The organism is Jiangella rhizosphaerae, assembly GCF_003579925.1.
Lineage (GTDB): Bacteria > Actinomycetota > Actinomycetes > Jiangellales > Jiangellaceae > Jiangella > Jiangella rhizosphaerae.
This window is the reverse complement of the sequence record NZ_QUAL01000029.1, coordinates 1-20,207: the sequence shown is the minus strand read 5'-3', so window position 1 is coordinate 20,207 and position 20,207 is coordinate 1. Positions and strand designations below refer to the sequence as shown.

Annotated in this window: 15 protein-coding genes and 1 pseudogene; 3 read left to right on the top strand and 13 right to left on the bottom strand. The window is 73.1% G+C overall.

The features are described 5' to 3' along the window. Positions 1 to 104: 104 nt before the first annotated feature. The 6 genes from recA to DY240_RS03295 form a co-directional block, all read right to left on the bottom strand. Positions 105 to 1,142 (bottom strand): recombinase RecA, encoded by a 1,038-nt coding sequence (recA, locus tag DY240_RS03320; protein ID WP_119658542.1) that lies wholly within the window; start codon positions 1,140 to 1,142, stop codon positions 105 to 107. A 154-nt stretch (positions 1,143 to 1,296) separates the two neighbouring features. After that, complete coding sequence (locus tag DY240_RS03315; protein ID WP_199700738.1) at positions 1,297 to 2,517, bottom strand: MFS transporter; 1,221 nt, start codon at positions 2,515 to 2,517, stop codon at positions 1,297 to 1,299. 38 nt (positions 2,518 to 2,555) lie between these two features. Further along, positions 2,556 to 3,365: an ABC transporter permease gene (locus tag DY240_RS03310; protein WP_119658540.1), complete on the bottom strand. Its 810-nt coding sequence runs from the start codon at positions 3,363 to 3,365 to the stop codon at positions 2,556 to 2,558. Next, entirely contained in the window at positions 3,362 to 4,168 is an 807-nt protein-coding gene (locus DY240_RS03305; protein WP_199700736.1) for an ABC transporter permease, read from the bottom strand. Before DY240_RS03305 ends, DY240_RS03310 begins: the two co-directional genes overlap by 4 nt. After that, positions 4,168 to 5,082, bottom strand: coding sequence for an ABC transporter ATP-binding protein (locus DY240_RS03300; protein WP_119658538.1), 915 nt, complete (start codon positions 5,080 to 5,082; stop codon positions 4,168 to 4,170). Before DY240_RS03300 ends, DY240_RS03305 begins: the two co-directional genes overlap by 1 nt. Positions 5,083 to 5,813: 731 nt before the next feature. Next, the gene (locus DY240_RS03295; protein ID WP_119658545.1) at positions 5,814 to 6,008 is read right to left on the bottom strand and encodes a DUF3046 domain-containing protein; all 195 of its coding nucleotides are present in this window, start codon (positions 6,006 to 6,008) and stop codon (positions 5,814 to 5,816) included. Between the two features lie 65 nt (positions 6,009 to 6,073). Between DY240_RS03295 and DY240_RS03290 the strand changes: the two genes are divergently transcribed. Beyond that, positions 6,074 to 10,687, top strand: a complete 4,614-nt coding sequence (locus DY240_RS03290; protein WP_119658537.1) for an ATP-dependent helicase — start codon at positions 6,074 to 6,076, stop codon at positions 10,685 to 10,687. 495 nt (positions 10,688 to 11,182) lie between these two features. Then, positions 11,183 to 11,629 carry a GNAT family N-acetyltransferase gene (locus tag DY240_RS03285; protein ID WP_199700735.1) on the top strand — a complete coding sequence of 149 codons (447 nt, stop codon included), beginning with the start codon at positions 11,183 to 11,185 and terminating at the stop codon, positions 11,627 to 11,629. A gap of 12 nt (positions 11,630 to 11,641) precedes the next feature. Here the strand turns inward: DY240_RS03285 and DY240_RS03280 are convergent, their stop codons facing one another. The 5 genes and pseudogenes from DY240_RS03280 to rimO form a co-directional block, all read right to left on the bottom strand. Continuing rightward, positions 11,642 to 12,112 (bottom strand): flavin reductase family protein, encoded by a 471-nt coding sequence (locus DY240_RS03280; protein ID WP_119658536.1) that lies wholly within the window; start codon positions 12,110 to 12,112, stop codon positions 11,642 to 11,644. Positions 12,113 to 12,210: 98 nt separating this feature from the next. Continuing rightward, positions 12,211 to 12,480: pseudogene (locus DY240_RS33855) on the bottom strand (helix-turn-helix domain-containing protein); the annotation flags it as partial. Positions 12,481 to 12,651: 171 nt separating this feature from the next. After that, complete coding sequence (locus DY240_RS03270) at positions 12,652 to 13,122, bottom strand: CinA family protein (protein WP_119658535.1); 471 nt, start codon at positions 13,120 to 13,122, stop codon at positions 12,652 to 12,654. Next, a complete protein-coding gene (pgsA, locus tag DY240_RS03265; RefSeq protein ID WP_119658534.1) occupies positions 13,119 to 13,694 on the bottom strand; it encodes a CDP-diacylglycerol--glycerol-3-phosphate 3-phosphatidyltransferase in 576 nt (191 codons plus the stop codon). The genes DY240_RS03270 and pgsA overlap by 4 nt, the downstream gene beginning before the upstream one ends. Before the next feature lie 19 nt (positions 13,695 to 13,713). Next, entirely contained in the window at positions 13,714 to 15,117 is a 1,404-nt protein-coding gene (rimO, locus tag DY240_RS03260) for a 30S ribosomal protein S12 methylthiotransferase RimO (protein WP_119658533.1), read from the bottom strand. Between the two features lie 47 nt (positions 15,118 to 15,164). Between rimO and DY240_RS03255 the strand changes: the two genes are divergently transcribed. Next, a complete protein-coding gene (locus DY240_RS03255) occupies positions 15,165 to 16,733 on the top strand; it encodes a beta-N-acetylhexosaminidase (RefSeq protein ID WP_119658532.1) in 1,569 nt (522 codons plus the stop codon). Here DY240_RS03255 and DY240_RS03250 read toward each other — a convergent pair. Continuing rightward, the gene (locus tag DY240_RS03250) at positions 16,721 to 17,377 is read right to left on the bottom strand and encodes an alpha/beta hydrolase (RefSeq protein WP_119658531.1); all 657 of its coding nucleotides are present in this window, start codon (positions 17,375 to 17,377) and stop codon (positions 16,721 to 16,723) included. The genes DY240_RS03255 and DY240_RS03250 overlap by 13 nt on opposite strands. After that, the gene (locus DY240_RS03245) at positions 17,370 to 19,898 is read right to left on the bottom strand and encodes an FtsK/SpoIIIE family DNA translocase (protein WP_119658543.1); all 2,529 of its coding nucleotides are present in this window, start codon (positions 19,896 to 19,898) and stop codon (positions 17,370 to 17,372) included. Before DY240_RS03245 ends, DY240_RS03250 begins: the two co-directional genes overlap by 8 nt. Positions 19,899 to 20,207: the final 309 nt, after the last annotated feature.

Sequence of the window (20,207 nt, the reverse complement as noted above, 5' to 3'; positions counted from 1 at the left end):
CGGGACCACGCCGCGCGCCGGCGGCCCGCGGGTCGCCGGCCGCCCGCTCGGAGTCGTCCGGGCGGCCGCCCCGCGACCGCCCGGTGTTGCTGCTCACCACGGCCTCAGAAGTCGACCGGGGCCTCTTCGACGGCGGCATCGACCTTCGGGCCGACGCCGAGCTTCTCCTTGATCTTCTTCTCGATCTCGTCGGCGAGGTCGGGGTTGTCCTTGAGGAAGTTGCGGGCATTCTCCTTGCCCTGCCCCAGCTGGTCGCCCTCGTAGGTGTACCAGGCACCGGACTTGCGCACGATGCTCTGCTCGACGCCGAGGTCGATGAGCCCGCCCTCGCGGCTGATGCCCTCGCCGTAGATGATGTCGAACTCGGCCTGCTTGAACGGTGGGGCCACCTTGTTCTTGACCACCTTGACGCGGGTGCGGTTGCCGACCGCGTCGGTGCCGTCCTTGAGCGTCTCGATGCGGCGGACGTCGAGGCGGACGGAGGCGTAGAACTTCAGCGCCTTACCACCGGTGGTGGTCTCGGGCGAGCCGAAGAACACGCCCACCTTCTCGCGTAGCTGGTTGATGAAGATGGCGGTGGTCTTGGACTGGTTGAGCGCACCGGCGATCTTGCGCAGCGCCTGACTCATCAGCCGGGCCTGCAGACCGACGTGGCTGTCGCCCATCTCGCCCTCGATCTCGGCACGCGGCACCAGCGCCGCCACGGAGTCGATGACGATGATGTCGAGCGCGCCGGAGCGGATGAGGGTGTCGGCGATCTCGAGCGCCTGCTCACCGGTGTCGGGCTGGGAGACGAGCAGGGAGTCGGTGTCGACCCCCAGCGCCTTCGCGTAGTCGGGGTCGAGCGCGTGTTCGGCGTCGATGAAACCAGCGACGCCGCCCGCGCGCTGGGCGTTGGCCACCGCGTGCAGCGCGACGGTGGTCTTGCCGGAGGACTCCGGTCCGTAGATCTCGATCACCCGGCCGCGGGGCAGCCCGCCGATGCCGAGTGCGACGTCGAGCGAGATGGCACCGGTGGGGATCACCTCGATGGGCACCCGGGCCTCCTCGCCCAGCCGCATCACCGAGCCCTTCCCGAACGAGCGCTCGATCTGCGCGAGCGCGGCATCGAGTGCCTTGTCGCGATCAGCGGGAACAGCCATGGGCACCACCTGGGGTCGACGGGCCGGCGCACGGCCCTGCGTTTTCTTGGTCATCGCCGGAGACGTTACGCGGTGCCACCGACAAGATCGAGAACGAATTCCCGAGACTGTGGACAACCTCGCCGACCGGTCACCGGTGTGGACAGAATCGACTCTATGCCGAACGGGTGTTCGAGAGCGAGCGACACGCCGGAATCAGCATCGCGGCCACCGGAGCGGCCAGCAGGACGGCCGCCGAGGCGTTCAGCACCCCGTACCCGAACGACCCCACCACGATCCCCGCCAGCGCTCCCCCGCCGGCCGCGGCCAGCCCCATCAGCAGGTCCGACGCGCCTTGCACGGCCGGCCGGTCGGCCGCCTCCACCGCATCGGTGAGCAGCGTCGAGCCGGCCACCATGCACGCCGACCAGCCCAGGCCGAGCAGGAACAGCCCGGCCGTCAGCCCCGGCGAATGGCCCTCGTGCGCCGTTCCGGCCAGCGCCACCGACGCGAGCAGGACCAGCACGCCGCCCAGGATGACCGGGACTCGGCCGACGCGGTCGGCCAGCCAGCCCATGACCGGCGACAACGCGTACATGCCGGCCACGTGCACGCTGATGACGAACCCGATGACGGAGATCGAGGCACCACCGTGCGTCATGTGCACGGGCGTCATGACCATGACGGTGACCATCACGGTGTGGCCGACGACGACGGCGAGCAGCCCGAGCACCGCGGGCGGGCTGGCCGTGATGGCCGTCCACCCGGCGCGCAGCACGCCTCGCCGGCGCACGGGCGGATCGCCGGACGCGCTGCCGAGCTCGCGCGCCGTCAGCAGGGGGTCGGGGCGCAGGCCGGCCAGGATCACCACCGCACCGATGCCGAGCACCACGACACCGAGGAGGAACGGCCCGGCCAGCGGTTCGATGCCCAGCGACGACGCGAGGTCGCCGGCCGGTCCGGCCAGGTTCGGACCGGCGACGGCGCCCACCGTCGTGGACCAGACGACGACGGAGAGCGCGCGGCCCCTTCCGCCCGCCGGCGCGAGGTCCGTGGCGGCGTAGCGGGCCTGCAGCCCGGCCGCCGTCCCGCCGCCCAGCAGCGCCGTGCCGAGCAACAGCAGCGGGAAGACCTCCAGCTCCGTGGCGACCAGCGCGATCAGCGCGCCCACGGCGCCGAGGGCGTACGCCACGCCCAGCCCGACGCGCCGCCCGTACGACACCGCCAGCGACGCGGCCGGCATGGCCAACAGCGCCGCGCCGAGCACCTGCGCGCTCTGCACCAGGCCGGAGAGATCTTCACGGCCGAACACCTCGGTGACGACGACGGCTCCGACGGCGATGGCGGCGGAGATGCCGAGCCCACCCGCGACCTGGCTCGCCACGAGCGTTCGCACGGTGTGGCGCTGGACGGACCGGACCGCCTGGACGTCGCTCACCGCAGCAACAGCCGTTCGATGCGCCGGGCCGCGAACAGCACTCCCGCCACGCCCATGACCACGAGGTACGCCACGTGCGCCAGGATGCCCCATGCGACGTCGCCGAGCATGAGGTCCCTGATCATCGCGACGCCGTGGTACAGCGGCGTCGCCTGCACCACCCACCGAACCGACTCGTCGTACGTCGACAGCGGGTAGAACGTGGCCGAGAACAGGAACATCGGCAGCAAGGCCAGCTGGATGTAGTCGAAGTCCTGCCAGCTGCGCAGGTACGTGGTGACGGACATGCCCACGGCGGCGAAGGCCAGGCCGATGAGGCTGGCCGCGGGCAGCGCCAGCAGCGCCCACCACGAGTGCACGACGCCGGCGGCCGCGGCGACCAGCAGGAACGTCGTCGAGTACAGCAGCCCACGCAGCAGCGCCCAGCTGATCTCGCCGACCGCGACGTCGCGGGGCCCCAGCGGCGTGGCCAGCACGGAGTCGTAGAGCTTGGCGTACTTGAGCTTGAAGAACAGGTTGAACGTGGAGTCGAAGACGGCGCCGTTCATGGCGGCCGCCGCCATCATGGCCGGCGCGACGTAGGCGGCGTACTCGACCATGCGCCCGCCGCCGGCGTCGACGTCGCCGATCAGCGCGCCCAGCCCGACTCCGAGCGAGAACAGGTAGAAGACCGGCTCGAACACGCCGCTGACCAGCGTGACCCAGCCGTGCCGGAACGCCCGGGCGTTGCGTTCGACCAGCGTGCGCGCGAGTCCGGCGCCGGCCGGGATGGGCAGCGCGCGGGCGATGGTGCTGACGGCGCTCATGTGACCAGCCGCTTCCGGAAGCTCGCGAACGCCAGCCACAGCCCGCCGGCCACCCACAACGCCAGGTAGGCGACGTGCCCGAGCGAGCCGGCCGGCGTCGCCGTCCCCATGACGAGGCTGCGGCACAGCTCGACGCCGTGCCACAGCGGCGTGACCTTGGCGACCGCCTCGAGCACGGCGGGCAGCTGCTCGACCGGGAAGAACGTGCCGGAGAACAGGAACATCGGCATGACGATGAACCGGAACAGCACGTTGAACCCGCTGTCGTTGTCCTGCCGGGCGGCGAACGCGAACACCGGCGTGGTGAACGCCAGCCCCGTCAGGACGGCGGCGAGCACCGCGGCGACGACCCACCAGGAGGTGATGGCGCCCAGCGCGACGGCGACGATGGCGAACGCCACGCTGGTGATGGCCACCCGCATCGCGACGAACGCGACGTGCCCGAGGACGATGTCGGCGATGCCCAGCGGCGCGGCCAGCATGGCGTGGTACTGGCGCTGCCACTTGAGCGCGCCCATGACGGGGAACGTCGACTCGCCGACGGCGGTCTGCATGGCCTGCGCCGCCAGGATGCCGGGCGCGATGAACTCGACGTAGCCGGGCGTGCCGAGCCCGCCGGCGTCGGCGTCGACCAGCGCGCCCAGCCCGAACCCCATGGCGACCAGGAAGAACAGCGGGCTGAGGAAACCGCTGATGATCGTGCCGCGCCACACGCGGCGGTAGTTGGTGAGCCAGAACGCGAAGGCGCGGCCGGCCATGCGTCCCTCACGTGGCTGCGGCGCCGCCGTCGTCGCCGTCGTCATCAGTCCACCAGCGTCCGGCCGGTGAGGTGCAGGAACACGTCCTCGAGCGTCGAGCGGCGGGCCAGCACCGACAGCGGCTCCAGCCCGCGCCCTTGTACCGCGGCGGCCGTGGCGTCGCCGTCGTCGGTGTAGAGCAGCAGCCGGTCGGGCAGCACCTCGACGCGTTCGGCGAGGTCGGTGACCTTGGCGGCGTACGGCGTGTGGTCGTCGGCGGCGAACCGCAGCTCGAGCACCTCGCGGGTGGAGTGCAGCGCGATCAGCTCGCGCGGCGACCCCTCGGCGACGATGCGGCCGCCGTCCATGACGACCAGGCGGTCGCACAGCTGCTCGGCCTCGTCCATGTAGTGCGTGGTGAGCACGAGCGTGACGCCGGAGCGTTTGAGCCGGAAGAGGCGGTCCCACAGCACGTGCCGCGCCTGCGGGTCGAGGCCGGTGGTGGGCTCGTCGAGCAGCAGCAGCTCGGGGTCGTTGACCAGCGACCGGGCGATGGTGAGCCGCCGCTTCATGCCGCCGGACAGCGGCTCGACGACGCTGTTGGCCCGCTCGGTGAGCTGGGCGAACTCGAGCAGCTCGTCGGCCTTCGCGCGCACCTGGGCCCGCGACAGCCCGAAGTAGCGGCCATACACGAGAATGTTCTCGCGCACCGTCAGCTCCTCGTCGAGCGTGTCGCGCTGCGGCACCACCCCCAGGCGCGCCCGGATGGACGGCCCGTCCGTCGCCGGGTCGAGGCCGAGGATGCGCAGGCTGCCGTCCGTCGGCGGCGAGACGCACCCGATCATGCGCATGGTCGACGACTTGCCGGCGCCGTTGGGCCCGAGGAACCCGAACGCCTCGCCCCGCCGCACCTCGACGTCGATGGCGTCGACCGCCGTGAACTCGCCGAACCGCTTCGTGAGGCGGTGGGCGCTGATCATGGGCTGGTCGGGGTGCGGCGTCACAATTCGGGACGCTACCCCGCCGGTCCGACAACCGGCATCCGAGTTTCCGGCCGGGTTCTGCCGGATCGGTGGGCTGGATGGGCGTTCGCCAGGGCTCCCCGTCCCCCTGCTGCCCCATTCTCTTGCCGCGCAACCGCGCCTCAAGCGGACAATTGGGCGCTTCGCGCCGAAGATGACCGCTTGACCCGCGGCTCCGCGGCGAAGAACGGGCAGCTATCAGGGGGACGGGGAGGATGTGGGCACGCCTCACGCTTGGCGTGCCCGTTTCGCCCTGCTTTGTCGTGTCGTGGGCGGCGATGATCATCCAGGATCGTCTACATCACGAGGATTTCGTGAGCTTCACCATGACTGTAGGGGTGTTGACGCTGGGGTAATCCTCGTGATGGCCCGCGAATCACGGCGAAATCTCACCAGGTGGACGCTCAACGNATGGCCCGCGAATCACGGCGAAATCTCACCAGGTGGACGCTCAACGACACCAACGCCACACAGTAACGGGGCCAACGCCCCCGGCAGCCGTCGCCACACTCCCCCGTCCCCCTGATAGCTGCCCGTTCTGAGCCGCGGGCGCGCGGGTCAAGCGGTCATCGCCGGCGCGAAGCGCCTCTCTCGGTCCGCTTGAGGCGCGCGCCCGCGGCAAAGATCATCGGGCAGCAGGGGGACGGGGCCAACGCTGCATCAGGAATCGCGACGGGGCGCGGCGAAGGTCAGCGCTCGCTGGGCGGCAGACGCAAGGCGTCGGCGACCGCGCGCCAGACCACCTTGGTGTCCTCGCCGGCCTCGAGCGCCTGGTGAACCGTCCGTCCGCCGAGCCCCTCGATGACGTAGTCGCGCGCCCACGAGTCGGCGTACGCGGGGCCCAGCTGGCGCTCCATGCGCTCCCAGAAATCCGTCAACCGCACCAGTTCAGTATCCCCCACCGCGAAACCGCGCCGACCTTGTCGGTGCCGCGAGCGATGATGGGTCCATGGGTGACGTCCTCGAGCTGTTCGGCCCGGCCACGCGCGCGTGGTTCGCCGGGTCGTTCGCCGCGCCCACGGCGGCGCAGGAGGGCGCCTGGCGTTCGGTCGCGGCCGGCAACAACGCGCTGGTGGTGGCGCCGACGGGTTCGGGCAAGACGCTCGCGGCGTTCCTGTGGGCGCTGGACCGGCTGGCGTCCGAGCCGGCGCCGGACGATCCCACCCACCGTTGCCGCGTCCTCTACGTCTCCCCGCTCAAGGCGCTGACGGTCGACGTCGAGCGGAACCTGCGCTCGCCGCTGGCCGGCATCGGGCACGCCGCCGCCCGCCTCGGCCTCGCCGCGCCCGGCATCACCGTCGGCGTCCGCACCGGCGACACCCCCGCCGACGAGCGGCGCAAGTTCGCCAAGCACCCGCCCGACATCCTCATCACCACGCCCGAGTCGCTGTTCCTCCTGCTCACCTCGCAGGCGCGCGAGTCGCTGCGGCACGTCGAGACCGTCGTCGTCGACGAGGTGCACGCCGTCGCCGGAAGCAAGCGCGGCGCGCACCTGGCGCTGTCGCTGGAACGGCTCGACGCGCTGCTCGAGCGGCCGGCGCAGCGCATCGGCCTGTCCGCGACGGTGCGGCCCATCGAGGAGGTCGCCCGGTTCCTCGGCGGCAACCGCCCGGTCGAGGTCGTCACGCCGCCCAGTGAGAAGCGGTGGGACCTCCGCGTCGTCGTCCCGGTGCCCGACCTCGACGAGCTCGACGCCGTCGCGCCGCCGGTGCCGGCGCCCGTCGGGTTCGACGAGGACGGCGACGGCGGCAACGCGTCCATCTGGCCGCACGTCGAGCAGCGGGTCGTCGACCTCGTCGAGCAGCACCGCTCCACCATCGTCTTCGCCAACTCGCGGCGGCTGGCCGAGCGGCTCACGGCCCGGCTGAACGAGATCGCCGCCGAGCGCGCCGACGATGTGCCCGACGACCAGAAGCCCACCACGAACCACCCGCCGCCGGCGTCGCTGATGGCGCAGGCCGGCAGCACGCACGGCGGCACCGCCACCATCGCCCGCGCCCACCACGGCTCGGTCAGCAAGGAGCAGCGGGCGCTCATCGAGGACGACCTCAAGTCCGGCCGGCTGCCCGCCGTCGTCGCCACCAGCAGCCTCGAGCTGGGCATCGACATGGGCGCGGTCGACCTCGTCGTGCAGGTCGAGTCGCCGCCGTCGGTGGCCAGCGGGCTGCAGCGGGTCGGCCGGGCCGGTCACCAGGTAGGGGCGGTCTCCAGTGGCGTGCTGTTCCCGAAGTACCGCGGCGACCTCGTGCAGACGGCGGTCGTCGCCGAGCGCATGGTGTCCGGGCAGATCGAGCAGTTGACGGTCCCGCGCAACCCGCTCGACGTGCTGGCACAGCAGATCGTGGCCATGGTGGCCATGGACGACTGGCCGGTCGACGAGCTCCTGACGCTGGTCCGGCGGGCGCACCCGTTCGCCACGCTGCCGCAGTCGTCGTATGACGCCGTCCTCGACATGCTGGCCGGTCGCTACCCGTCCGACGAGTTCGCCGAGCTGCGGCCGCGGCTGGTGTGGGACCGCACGGCCGGCGTCCTCAAGGGCCGCCCCGGCGCCCAGCGGCTGGCCGTCACCAGCGGCGGCACCATCCCCGATCGCGGCCTGTTCGGCGTCTTCCTGGTCGGCTCCGATCCACGGCGCGGCGGCGCCCGGGTCGGCGAGCTGGACGAGGAGATGGTGTACGAGTCGCGGGTCGGCGACGTGTTCGCGCTCGGCGCCACCAGCTGGCGCATCGAGGACATCACGCACGACCGCGTCATGGTGTCCCCCGCGCCCGGGCATCCGGGCAAGCTGCCGTTCTGGCACGGCGACACCCTGGGCCGGCCGGCCGAGCTGGGTGCGGCCGTCGGCGGCTTCGTCCGCGAGATCAACCGGCTGCCCGAGCCGAAGGCTCGCGAGCGTGCGGCGAGCGCCGGGCTCGACGAGTGGGCCGTCGACAACCTCCTCGACTACGTCCGCGACCAGCGCGAGGCCACCGGTCACGTGCCCGACGACCGCACGCTCGTGGTCGAGCGGTTCCGCGACGAGCTCGGCGACTGGCGGCTGGTGGTGCACTCCCCGTACGGCGCCCGGGTCCACGCCCCGTGGGCGCTGGCCATCGGAGCCCGGTTGCGCGAGCGGTACGGCGTCGACGTCCAGGCCGCGCACGCCGACGACGGCATCGTGCTGCGCATCCCCGACACCCTCGACGGCATGGGGCCCGGCGTCGCCGACGTCGGCGGGCCCGGCGCCGAGGCGCCCGACGCCCGGCTGGTGGTGCTCGACCCCGACGAGCTGGACGAGATCGTCACCAACGAGGTCGGCGGATCGGCGCTGTTCGCGTCGCGGTTCCGCGAGTGCGCCGCGCGGGCGCTGCTGCTGCCCCGTCGCTCCCCCGACCGCCGTTCGCCGCTGTGGCAGCAGCGGCAGCGCTCGGCCCAGTTGCTGCAGGTCGCGTCGAAGTACGGCTCGTTCCCGATGCTGCTCGAGACCATGCGCGAGTGCCTGCAGGACGTCTACGACCTCGACGGCCTGCGCGACCTCATGCGCCGCGTCGCCGGCCGGCAGGTCAAGGTGGTCGAGGTGGAGACGCCGACGCCGTCGCCGTTCGCGCGGTCGCTGCTGTTCGGATACGTCGCGGCGTTCATGTACGAGGGCGACTCCCCGCTGGCCGAACGGCGGGCGCAGGCGCTGACGCTCGACTCCGCGCTGCTGGCGGAGCTGCTGGGGCAGACCGAGCTGCGCGAGCTGCTCGACCTCGAGGTGGTCGAGCGCACCGAGGCCGAGCTGCAGCGGCTGGTCCCCGAGCGGCGGGCGCAGAACGTCGAGGCGGTCGCCGATTTGCTCCGGCTGCTCGGCCCGCTGACGACGGAGGAGGTGGCGGCCCGCTCGGCCGAGCCGGCCGACGCCGCCGGGCACCTCGACGATCTCGTGCGGCAGCGGCGGGTCATCGGGGTGCGCATCGCCGGTCAGGAGCTCTGGGCGGCCGTCGAGGACGCCGCCCGGCTGCGCGACGCGCTGGGTGTGGCGCTGCCCGGTGGCGTGCACGACGCGTTCACCGCGCCGGTAGCCGACCCACTCGGCGACATCGTCGCGCGGTACGCCCGCGCCCACGGCCCGTTCCACGCCGCTGACGTGGCGACGCGGTTCGGACTGGGGGTCGCGGTGGTCGTGTCGACGCTGCGCCGGCTGGCCGCCGAAGGTCGGGTCGTCGAGGGCGAGCTGCGGCCCGGCAGCAGCGGCACCGAGTGGTGCGACGCCGAGGTGCTGCGGCTGCTGCGCCGCCGGTCGCTGGCGGCGCTGCGCAAGGAGGCCGAGCCGGTCGACGCCGCGACGCTGGGCCGGTTCCTGCCCGCGTGGCAGTCGGTGGGCAGTTCACTGCGCGGGCCTGACGGCGTGCTGCGGGTGGTCGAGCAGCTGGGCGGTGCGGCGGTGCCGGCCAGCGCGCTGGAGTCGCTGGTGCTGCCGGCCCGGGTCGCGGCCTACACGCCGGCCTGGCTCGACGAGCTGACCGCGGCCGGCGAGGTCGTGTGGTCCGGGCACGGGACGCTGCCCGGCTCGGACGGCTGGGTGTCGCTGCACCTGGCCGACGCCGCGCACCTGACGCTTCCCGACGTCGACCTGTCCGAGGCCGACGGCGAACTGCACCGCGCCGTGGTCGAGACGCTGACCGGCGGCGGGGCGTACTTCTTCCGGCAGCTCAGCGACGCCGTGGCGGCCCGGGTCGAGGCGCCGCCCGAGGACGCGGCGCTGACCACGGCGTTGTGGGACCTGGTCTGGGCGGGACTGGTCACCAACGACACGCTGGCGCCGCTGCGGTCGCTGCTCACCGGCCGGCCGGCGCATCGGTCCCGGCCCGCGCGACCCCGCTCGCGCTATGCCCGCGGCCGCCCGGCGATGCCGTCGCGCACCGGTCCCCCGGCGGCCGCCGGCCGCTGGTCGTTGCTGCCCGACCGCGACACCGACACCACCCGCCGGGCGCACGCCGCCGCCGAGGCGCTGCTCGACCGCCATGGCGTCGTGACCCGCGGCGCGGTGCAGGCCGAGCGGCTGCCGGGCGGGTTCGCGGCGGCGTACCGCGTGCTCTCGGCGTTCGAGGACACCGGCCGCGCCCGGCGCGGCTACTTCATCGCCGGCCTGGGCGCGGCGCAGTTCGGCACGCCCGGCGCGGTCGACCGGCTCCGCTCGTTCGCCCAGGTCGACGACTCGCGCCCGGCCAGCGCGCTGGTCCTGGCCGCCACCGACCCCGCCAACCCGTACGGCGCGGCGCTGCCCTGGCCCGAGCGCGGCGAGTCCGGATCGGCCGGACACCGGCCCGGCCGCAAGGCGGGCGCGCTGGTCGTGCTCATCGACGGCGAGCTGGCGCTCTACGTCGAACGCGGCGGCCGGACGCTGCTCTCCTGGACCGACGACCCGGGCCGGCTGCGCGCCGCCGCCGACGCGCTGGCCCTGTCGGTGCGCGAAGGTGCGCTGGGCGCCCTGCGCGTCGAGCGAGCCGACGGCGCGCAGGTCACCACCACTCCGCTCGGCGAGGCGCTGACCGCGGCCGGCTTCCACGTGACGCCGCGCGGCCTCCGCCTGCGCGGCTGACGGAAGCGACGAACCCCACCACACCAGCCGACGCCGCACGGTCGCTACGCCGCGCCGCCGCCGACGAACCCACCACACCAGCCGACGTGCATTGGCGTCGAATGCCGCGCCGGGACGAGACCAGCACGACTGCCGACGCCCACCGGCTCGGTACGCCGCGCCGCCGACGGCCACGACGAACCCCACCACGTCAGCCGACGCACACTAGCTGGTATGCCGCGCAGTGACGGGACCAGCACGGCTGCCGACGTCGCGTGTCGGCCACGCCGGCGTACCCGGCGCACACGCCCATCTCCACGCCGACGCCCTCGCCCGGGGCACACGCCCGGCGCCGCACCCACGTCTAAGTTGATCTTGGAGTTGTTCGGGTATCTATCGGACATTTCGCCCCACGATTGCCGAACAACTCCAAGATCAACGCGGCGGCGGCGAGACGGGCGGACTCGGGCGAGCGCCGACGCCGGCGCCGGCGCCGGCGCCGAGTAGCCTGACCGGGTGATTCTCGCGACGCACGCCGGCTACGAGGTCGACGACGATCAGGAGCGGCTCGATCTCGACGTCATCACGAGCTTCCTGCTGACCACCTACTGGAGCAAGCACCGGTCCCGCGAGACGGTCGAGCGCGCGATCCGCCGGTCGTTCGGCGTCGGGCTGTATGCGCCCCGCGGCGGCCAGGCGGGGTTCGCGCGCGTGGTCGGCGACGGCACGACGTTCGCGTGGCTGGCCGACGTGTTCGTGCTGCCCGAGCATCGTGGTCAGGGGCTGGCTCGGGTCCTGGTCACGGCCGTGCTGGAGCACCCGGACCACGCCGGCGTCGAGCGCTGGATGCTGGCCACGCTGGACGCGCATGGGGTGTACGCGCCGCTCGGGTTCGGGCCGATCGAGTCGCTCGACCGCTTCATGATCCGCTCCGGCCCGACGGCGTCGCCGGTCATCCGCTGACGGACGGTGGGGTCAGCGCACCTCGGTGCCCGGCTCGTAGTAGCGCCGGTCGACGTGCACGAGGGGCACCGAGCCGGCCGCGTCCGGCGCGACGGCGGTGACGCGGCCCAGGGCGATCGTGTGGTCGCCGGCGTCGACGAGGTCGTACGGCACGCACTCGACGGCGGCGACGGCGCCGGTGAAGATCAGTTCGCCGCGAGCGGCCCGCCGCGTCGGCCACCGCGAGAAGTCGTCGCGGGCGCCGGGATGGCGGTCGCGGGCGGCGTAGTCGGACAGCTCGAGCTGGTCGGCGGCGAGGAAGGACAGCGACCACCCGTCGGCGACGAACAGGGCGTCGTGGATGAAGCCGTCCTTCTTGACGCAGGCCAGCACCAGCGGCGGCTCCAACGACACCGACGACACGGCGGTCACGGTGAGGCCGCAGTCGCGCCCGACCGGGTCGAGCACCGTGAGCAACGCCACACCGCCCGCCAGGCGGGCCATGGCGTCACGGAACTCCGGAGCGGGCTTCGACCGCGGCGTGGACTCCGGCAGCAGCGTCAGCCGACCTTGACGACGTCGCGAGGCCGGGCGGACTCCCGGGGACGCAGCTCGGTGAGGGCACCCACCGCCGCCGCCTCGACGCGCATCATCTCGTCGCTGACCTCACGCAGCACCTCGGACATCGGCAGGTCCAGAGCCTCGCAGATGGCCGCGAGCAGCTCAGACGACGCTTCCTTGCGGCCGCGCTCGACCTCGGAGAGGTACCCGAGACTCACGCGTGCCGCGGCCGAGATCTCGCGAAGGGTGCGGCCCTGCTCGATCCGGCGACGCCTCAAGACATCGCCGACGAGCCGTCTGATGAGAACCATCGGCTACCCCTCTCGCGATTCGTCTCGACTGTGCTTGAGTCCACCGTACCTTCTGTTTCGTACGTTTGCGTTTCCAGCCTCGCCGGGAAAGACGGGGTGCACAGAAGAATTCATCTCAAGCCTTGAAACGTCACGGCACGCTCAGGGATTCCCGGACACCGGGACGGCGTCTCAGACCTCGGACAGCAGCGCTAGCACGGCTCGGACGGTCGCCGCGCGCACCTGCTCACGGTCGCCCGGCAGCGCCTCGTCCCCCGTGAACGACCGCACCCGCACGTCGCCGGCCGTCGCGACCGCGACGTGGACCGTGCCGGGCGGATGACCGTCCTGAGGGTCCGGCCCGGCGACGCCGGTGGTCGCCAGGCCGACGTCGGCGCCGAGCCGCTGCCGGACGCCGCCGGCCATCGCCGCCGCCGTGGACGCCGCGACCGGCCCGTCGGCGCTCAGCACGGCCACCGGCACGCCCGCCAGCGAGGCCTTCAACTCGGTCGCGTAGACGACGACACCACCCCGGACCACGGCGGACGAGCCGGGCACCGACGTCAGCGCGGCGCAGACCAGCCCGCCCGTCAGCGACTCCGCGGCGGCCACGGTCAGCCCGCGGGCGATCAACCGGCGGACGACGGCGTCGGGTGTGCTCACGGCGTCGCGCTGCGCCGCAGCCGGATGGCCGACAGCACGTAGTCGACGCCGGTGACGACGGTGACGATGACGGCGACCGCCATGACCGACGCCTCGACGGGGTCGAACCAGCCGGGCAGCGGCAGGATGTACAGGCCGAGCGCCAGCGCCTGCAGGACGGTCTTGAGCTTGCCCCCGCGGTTGGCCGCCATGACGCCGTACCGGATGACGGCGAACCGCAGCACCGTGATGCCCCACTCGCGCACCAGCACGACCACCGTCACCCACCAGGGCAGCTCACCGAGCAGCGACAGCCCGACGAACGCCATGCCGGTAAGCGCCTTGTCGGCGATCGGGTCGGCGATCTTGCCGAAGTCGGTGACCAGCCCGCGGCGCCGCGCGATGTCGCCGTCGAGCCGGTCGGTCATCATGGCGACGCCGAACGCGAAGAACGCCGCGACCCGGGACGGGTCGTGGTCGCCGCCCTCGCGCAGCAGCAGCCAGCCGAACAACGGGACCAGCACGACGCGCAGGATGGTCAGCGCGTTGGCGATGTTCCACGCGCTGGGCGGGACGGTCGACGGTTCGGCCACGGGGAAAGGCTAGAGGAGATCAGGCGACGGCGACGAGGTCGGCGCCGTCGCTTCCGGTGACGGTCGCCGTGACGATGTCGCCCACGGCGGCGCGCGCGCCGGTGACCGTCGTGGTGCCGTCGACCTCCGGGCCCTGGTGCTCCGCCCGGCCCTCGGCCGAGCCGTCCGCACCCACCGACTCGACCAGCACCGACACCGTCTCGCCGACGCGGTCCTCGGCGCGCTGGGCGACCAGCTCCTCGACCAGGTCGCCGACGCGCTCGACCCGCTCGGCGACCTCGTCGGGGTCGAGCTTGCCGTCGAACGACGCCGCCTCGGTGCCGTCCTCGTCGGAGTAGCCGAACACGCCGACGACGTCGAGCCGGGCCTGGGTGAGGAACGACTCGAGCTCGGCGACGTCGTCCTCGGTCTCGCCGGGGAAGCCGACGATGACGTTGGACCGGATGCCCGCCTCGGGCACGCGGTCACGGATCGACGAGATCAACTGCAGGAACGACTCCGTGCCACCGAACCGCTTCATCCGGCGCAGCAGCGGCGTGCTGGCGTGCTGGAAGGACAGGTCGAAGTACGGGACGACCCCCGGCGTCGACAACATGGCGTCGACCAGTGTCGGGCGCATCTCGGCCGGCTGCAGGTAGGAGACGCGCACCCGCTCGATGCCGTCGACCTCCGCCAGCTCGGGCAGCAGCGTCTCGAGCAGCCGCAGGTCGCCGAGATCCTTGCCGTACGACGTCGAGTTCTCGCTGACGAGGAACAGCTCGCGCACGCCCTGCCCGGCCAGCCAGCGCGCGTCGGCCAGCACGTCGGACGGACGGCGGGAGAGGAACGAGCCGCGGAACATCGGGATGGCGCAGAACGTGCACGCGCGGTCGCAGCCGCTGGCCAGCTTCAGCGGCGCCATCGGCCCGCCGTCGAGGCGCCGCCTTACGGACCGCGGGCCGGACGCGGGCGCCATGCCGGCCGGCAGGTCGGGGGCCGCGTACGCGGCGGCCTGCCGCTCGACCGGCGTGACGGGGAGCAGCTTGCGGCGGTCGCGCGGGACGTGTGAGACGTGCGGTGTGCCGCCGAGGATGCCCCGCAGCCGCTCGCCGATGGCCGAGTAGTCGTCGAAGCCCAGGACGGCATCGGCCTCGGGCAGCTCGCCGGCCAGCTCGACGCCGTACCGCTCGGCCATGCAGCCGACGGCCACGACGGCCTTGGTGGCGCCGGACGCCTTGAGGTCGGCGGCTGCCAGCAGGGAGTCGACGGAGTCCTTCTTCGCCTGCTCGACGAAGCCACAGGTGTTGACCAGGACGGTCTCGGCGGCGGCGGGGTCGTCGACGAGCTCGTAGCCGTCGGCGTCGAGGCGGCCGGCCAGCTCCTCGGAGTCGACCTCGTTGCGGCTGCAGCCCAGCGTCACGATGGCGACGGAATGTTTGCTCATGTCGCCCGACACTCTACCGTTCGGCGCCGCCCGCTAGGTTCTCACGCATGTCCGACGCCGAGCTCATCCCGCTGCCTCTCGTCCACGAGCGCCACTCCGGGACCTTCACCGTCGACGCCGGCACCACGATCGGCGCGGACGGCGACGCCCGGCGCGCGGCCTGGGTGCTGCACGACGTGCTCGCCGGGGCCGGGGTGCGCGCGCCGGTCGTCCCCGCCGCCGACCCCGGCGCCTCGATCGTCCTGCGCGCCGGCGAGCCGGTCCGCGACCACCCGGAGGGCTACCGGCTGACGGTGACGACGGAGCGCGTGGTGCTCGAGGGCGGCACCGAGGCCGCGTTGGCGCGGGCCGTCCAGACGTTCCGCCAGCTGCTCCCGCCGTCGGCGCTGCGCCGGGCACCGGTCGCCGACGGCCCGCTCACGGTCGGGTGCTGCCACGTCGAGGACGCGCCGCGGTTCGAGTGGCGCGGCGTGCACCTCGACGTCGCGCGGCACTTCATGCCGGTGTCGTTCGTGCTGAGGTTCGTCGACCTCGCGGCGCTGCACCGCCTCAACGTCGTGCACCTGCACCTGACCGACGACCAGGGCTGGCGGCTGGAGGTCCCGTCGCATCCGCGGCTCACCGAGGTGGCCGCCTGGCGCGCCGAGACCGTCGTCGGCAGGACCGACGCCTTCGACGGCACGCCGCACGGCGGCTACTACACGCTCGACGACCTCCGCGAGATCGTGGCCTACGCGGCCGAGCGGTCCATCACGGTCGTGCCGGAGATCGATCTGCCCGGTCACGTGCAGGCGGTGCTCGCGGCCTACCCGGAGCTGGGCAACACGGGCCGGCCGATCGAGGTGCGCCGGACGTGGGGCATCTCGCCGCACGTCCTGGCGCCCACCGACGAGGCGCTGGCGTTCGCCCGCGACGTGCTCGGCACGGTCCTGGACGTGTTCCCCGGGCCGTGGGTGCACCTCGGCGGCGACGAGTGCCCGCGCACCGAATGGCGTGAGAGCCCCGCCGCGGGCGCCCGTGCCGCGGAGCTCGGCCTGGGCTCCGTCGACGAGCTGCAGAGCTGGTTCCTGCGAGGGCTGCACGCCGACGTGACGGCGTCCGGCCGGCGGGTCGTGGGCTGGGACGAAGTGATCGACGACGGCGGCATGCCGGCGGACACCGTCGTCATGGCCTGGCAGAACGGCGCACGCGGACCCGCCGCGACGGCCGCCGGCCACGACGTCGTCATGTGCCCGCAGCAGGTGACCTACTTCGACCACTACCAGTCCGACGGTGCCGGCGAGCCGCTGGCCATCGGCGGGCTGACCACCGTCGAGGACGTCGCCGCGTGGGAGCCCGACGCCGGCGCCGGGCCCGGCCGGCTGCTCGGCGTCCAGGGCCAGCTCTGGACCGAGTACCTGCCGACGCCCGCCACCGTCGAGTACATGGCCTTCCCGCGGCTGAGTGCCCTGGCCGAGGTCGCGTGGACCGCGCCGGCCCGCCGCGACGCCGGCGACCTGCTGCGGCGGCTGCCAGAGCACCTGCGACGCCTCGACGCGCTGGACGTGAACTACCGGCCGCTCGACGGCCCGCTCCCCGGCCAGCGCGGCGGCACCGGACGCCGTCAGCGGGGCTGATCGGGAGCGGCGAGCCCCGTCCGGGTGAGGACGAAGCGGGTCACCTCGCGGTGCCAGGCCGACGGGTGGCGCAGCATCGCGTGCCCGTCGCCGGCCACCGGGACGTACCGGCACGACGCCGCGACCCCGTCCAGCCGGGCGGCCAGCGCCGCCGTCGCCCGCGGGTCGGTCGTGGTGTCGGCGGTGCCGTGCATGAGCAGCACGTGCTTCCCGCCCAGCAGCTCCGGCGGCTCCGACGGCGTCAGCCACGGCGCCAGCCCGGCGACGGCGACGACGCCCGCGGCCGCCGGCTCCCCCGCCACCCGGATCGCCGCCCGGCCGCCCATCGAGTACCCGACCAGCGCGACCGGCACATCCGGGTCGCGCGAGCGGACGGCGGCCAGCGCCGAGCGCACGTCGGCCAGCCGCGACTCGTCGGCGCCGTTCCAGCCGCGGATCGTGTAGCGCAGCCGCCACACCGTCAGCCCCAGCGGGCCGCCGGAGCGCCGCAGCCGCGTCGCGAACGGGATCAGCCGCAGCACCGACGGCTGGCGCCGCCGCACCGGCTCCCTGCTCTCCGACCGGCCGCCGTGCAGCAGCAGGACGGCCGCGCGGACGTCGCCGCGCGGCCGCTCCTCGGTCAGGACGTACGCCGGCTCAGCCACCGCGCAGGGCGTCCAGCACCTCGTCGAGGTCGTCGGGCTTGATCAGCACGTCGCGCGCCTTGGACCCCTCGGACGGGCCGACGATGCCGCGGCTCTCCATGAGGTCCATCAGCCGGCCGGCCTTGGCGAACCCGACCCGGAGCTTGCGCTGCAGCATCGACGTCGAGCCGAACTGCGTGTTGACGACCAGCTCGGCGGCCTGGCAGAGGAGGTCGAGGTCGTCGCCGATGTCCTCGTCGACCTCGCGCTTGGCCGCGGCGGGCGCCGTCACGTCCTCGCGGTAGGTCGGTTCCAGCTGCTCCTTGCAGTGGCCGACGACAGACGCGATCTCCGTCTCGGTCACCCAGGCGCCCTGGACGCGGATCGGCTTGCTCGCGCCCATCGGCAGGAACAGTCCGTCACCCTGGCCGACCAGCTTCTCAGCACCCGGCTGGTCGAGGATGACGCGGGAGTCGGCCAGCGACGACGTCGCGAACGCCAGCCGCGACGGCACGTTGGCCTTGATGAGGCCGGTGACGACGTCGACCGACGGGCGCTGCGTCGCCAGCACCAGGTGGATGCCGGCGGCGCGGGCCAGCTGGGTGATGCGGACGACGGAGTCCTCGACGTCGCGCGGGGCGACCATCATGAGGTCGGCCAGCTCGTCGACGATGACCAGCAGGTACGGGTACGGCGTCAGCACCCGCTCGCTGCCCTCGGGCGCCTTCACCTTGCCCGCGCGGACGGCCTTGTTGAAGTCGTCGACGTGCCGGAAGCCGAAGTTGGCGAGGTCGTCGTAGCGCATGTCCATCTCGCGCACGACCCACTGCAGCGCCTCGGCCGCCTTCTTCGGGTTGGTGATGATCGGCGTGATGAGGTGCGGGATGCCCTCGTAGGCCGACAGCTCGACCCGCTTCGGGTCGACCATGATCAGCCGCACCTCGTCGGGCGTCGCCCGCATGAGCACCGACGTGATCATCGAGTTGATGAAGCTGGACTTGCCGGAGCCCGTGGCGCCGGCGACCAGCAGGTGCGGCATCTTCGCGAGGTTGGTGACGACGAAGCCGCCCTCGACATCCTTGCCCAGGCCGGCCACCATCGGGTGGTGGTCCTTGCGCGCCACCGGCGAGCGGAGCACGTCGCCCAGGCTGACGATCTCTTTGTCGGTGTTGGGGATCTCGATGCCGATGGCCGACTTGCCCGGGATGGGCGACAGGATGCGCACCTCGGCGCTGGCGACGGCGTACGAGATGTTCTTCGACAGCGCGGTGACCCGCTCGACCTTCACCGCGGTGCCGAGCTCGACCTCGTACCGGGTGACCGTCGGGCCGCGGGTGTAGCCGGTGACGACGGCGTCGATGTTGAACTGGTCGAACACGCCCATGAGCGAGTCGACCACGGCGTCGGACGCGGCCGACTTGGCCTTGTGCGGGCTGCCCTGGCGCAGCAGGTCGCTGGAGGGCAACGTGTAGGTGATGTCGCCGGACAGCGCCAGCTGCTCGACCCGCTGCGGGATCGGCGAGTGCGGCGGCGGCTCGACCGGGCCGTCGCCGGCCTTCTTCTTCCTGCGCAGCTCGCGGGCGATGATCGCCGGCTCCGTCGGGACCTCGTCCTCGCCGTCGCCCAGGCCGCCGAGCTCGGCGGTGTCGGCGTCGCCGTCGGGCTCGGGGTCGCTCTTGCGCTTGCGCTTGGGCTTCTCGCGCAGCACCGGCGAGTCGTACGGCTCGTCGTCGGTGGGCGCGAGGCGGTCGCGGCGGCCGTCCTCGTCGTCGGCGGCGACCGGACGGCGGAAGCCCAGCCACCCGCCGACGACCAGCGCGCCGGCGCGCAGCTGCGCGGTGACCTCGTACAGCGGGATGCCGGTGATGACCAGCACGCCGAACAACGTCAGCAGCCCCAGCAGCGGGCCCGCGACGTACACCGTCAGCAGGTCGGCGAGGATGGTCGACGAGACGTACCCGATGGCGCCGCCGGCCCGCTCCATGGCCGCCTGTCCGTCGACCGGACGCGGCATGCCGCCGGCGATGTGCGCGAGACCCAGCGTGCCCAGCGCGAGGCAGGCCCAGCCGATGACCTGGCGTCCGCCGGGGCCGTTGCGGTCGGGGTGGCGCAGCGTGCGCCAGGCCGCCATGAGCAGCAGCACCGGCGCGACGTACGCACCGGTGCCGATGGCGCCGGCGATGCCCTGGTAGACGGCATCGTAGACCTTGCCGTCGAGCGTCCACCACACCGACGCCGCCACGATGAACGCCGCGCCGATGAGGAACAGCCCCACGCCGTCGCGGCGCTGGTCGGCCTCGAGACTGGTGGCGGTGCGCCCGACACTCCGCGCGATGCCGCCGATGAGATGGGCGATGCCCATCCAGATGCCGACGATCATCCGGCCGATGCCGCCGAAGAACTGAGCGGCGAGACTCGGTTCCGGAGGTGGCGGCGGCGGGGGCGGCTCTGGTGCGCGACGCTTCCGGCCGCGAGCCGGGGTACGCCGCTTCGGGGTACCCGACGAGCTTCGCGACCGTGCCGTAGCTGTTCGGGTCGCCATGGAGATCACACTACATCCGACACAGGCGCATCTTCAGTCACACGAGTCCCGGCGCGTCGGGCGAAATGTCCGTTCCCGCTGGTCGTGCCGTTCGCCGGTCGCGCCGTTCGCCGGGTCCGCTGGGTTGGCCGTCCCCCTGCCGCCCATTCTCTTAGCCGCGCAATCGCGCCTCAAGCGGACTAATGGCGCTTCGCGCGACGATGACCGCTTGACCCACGGCCGCGCGGTCTAAGAACGGGCAGCTGATATGAAACTGGCCGTGAGTGGGCAGGGGGTTGCTGCCGACGGAGCTTGCGGAGTCGGCTGGGG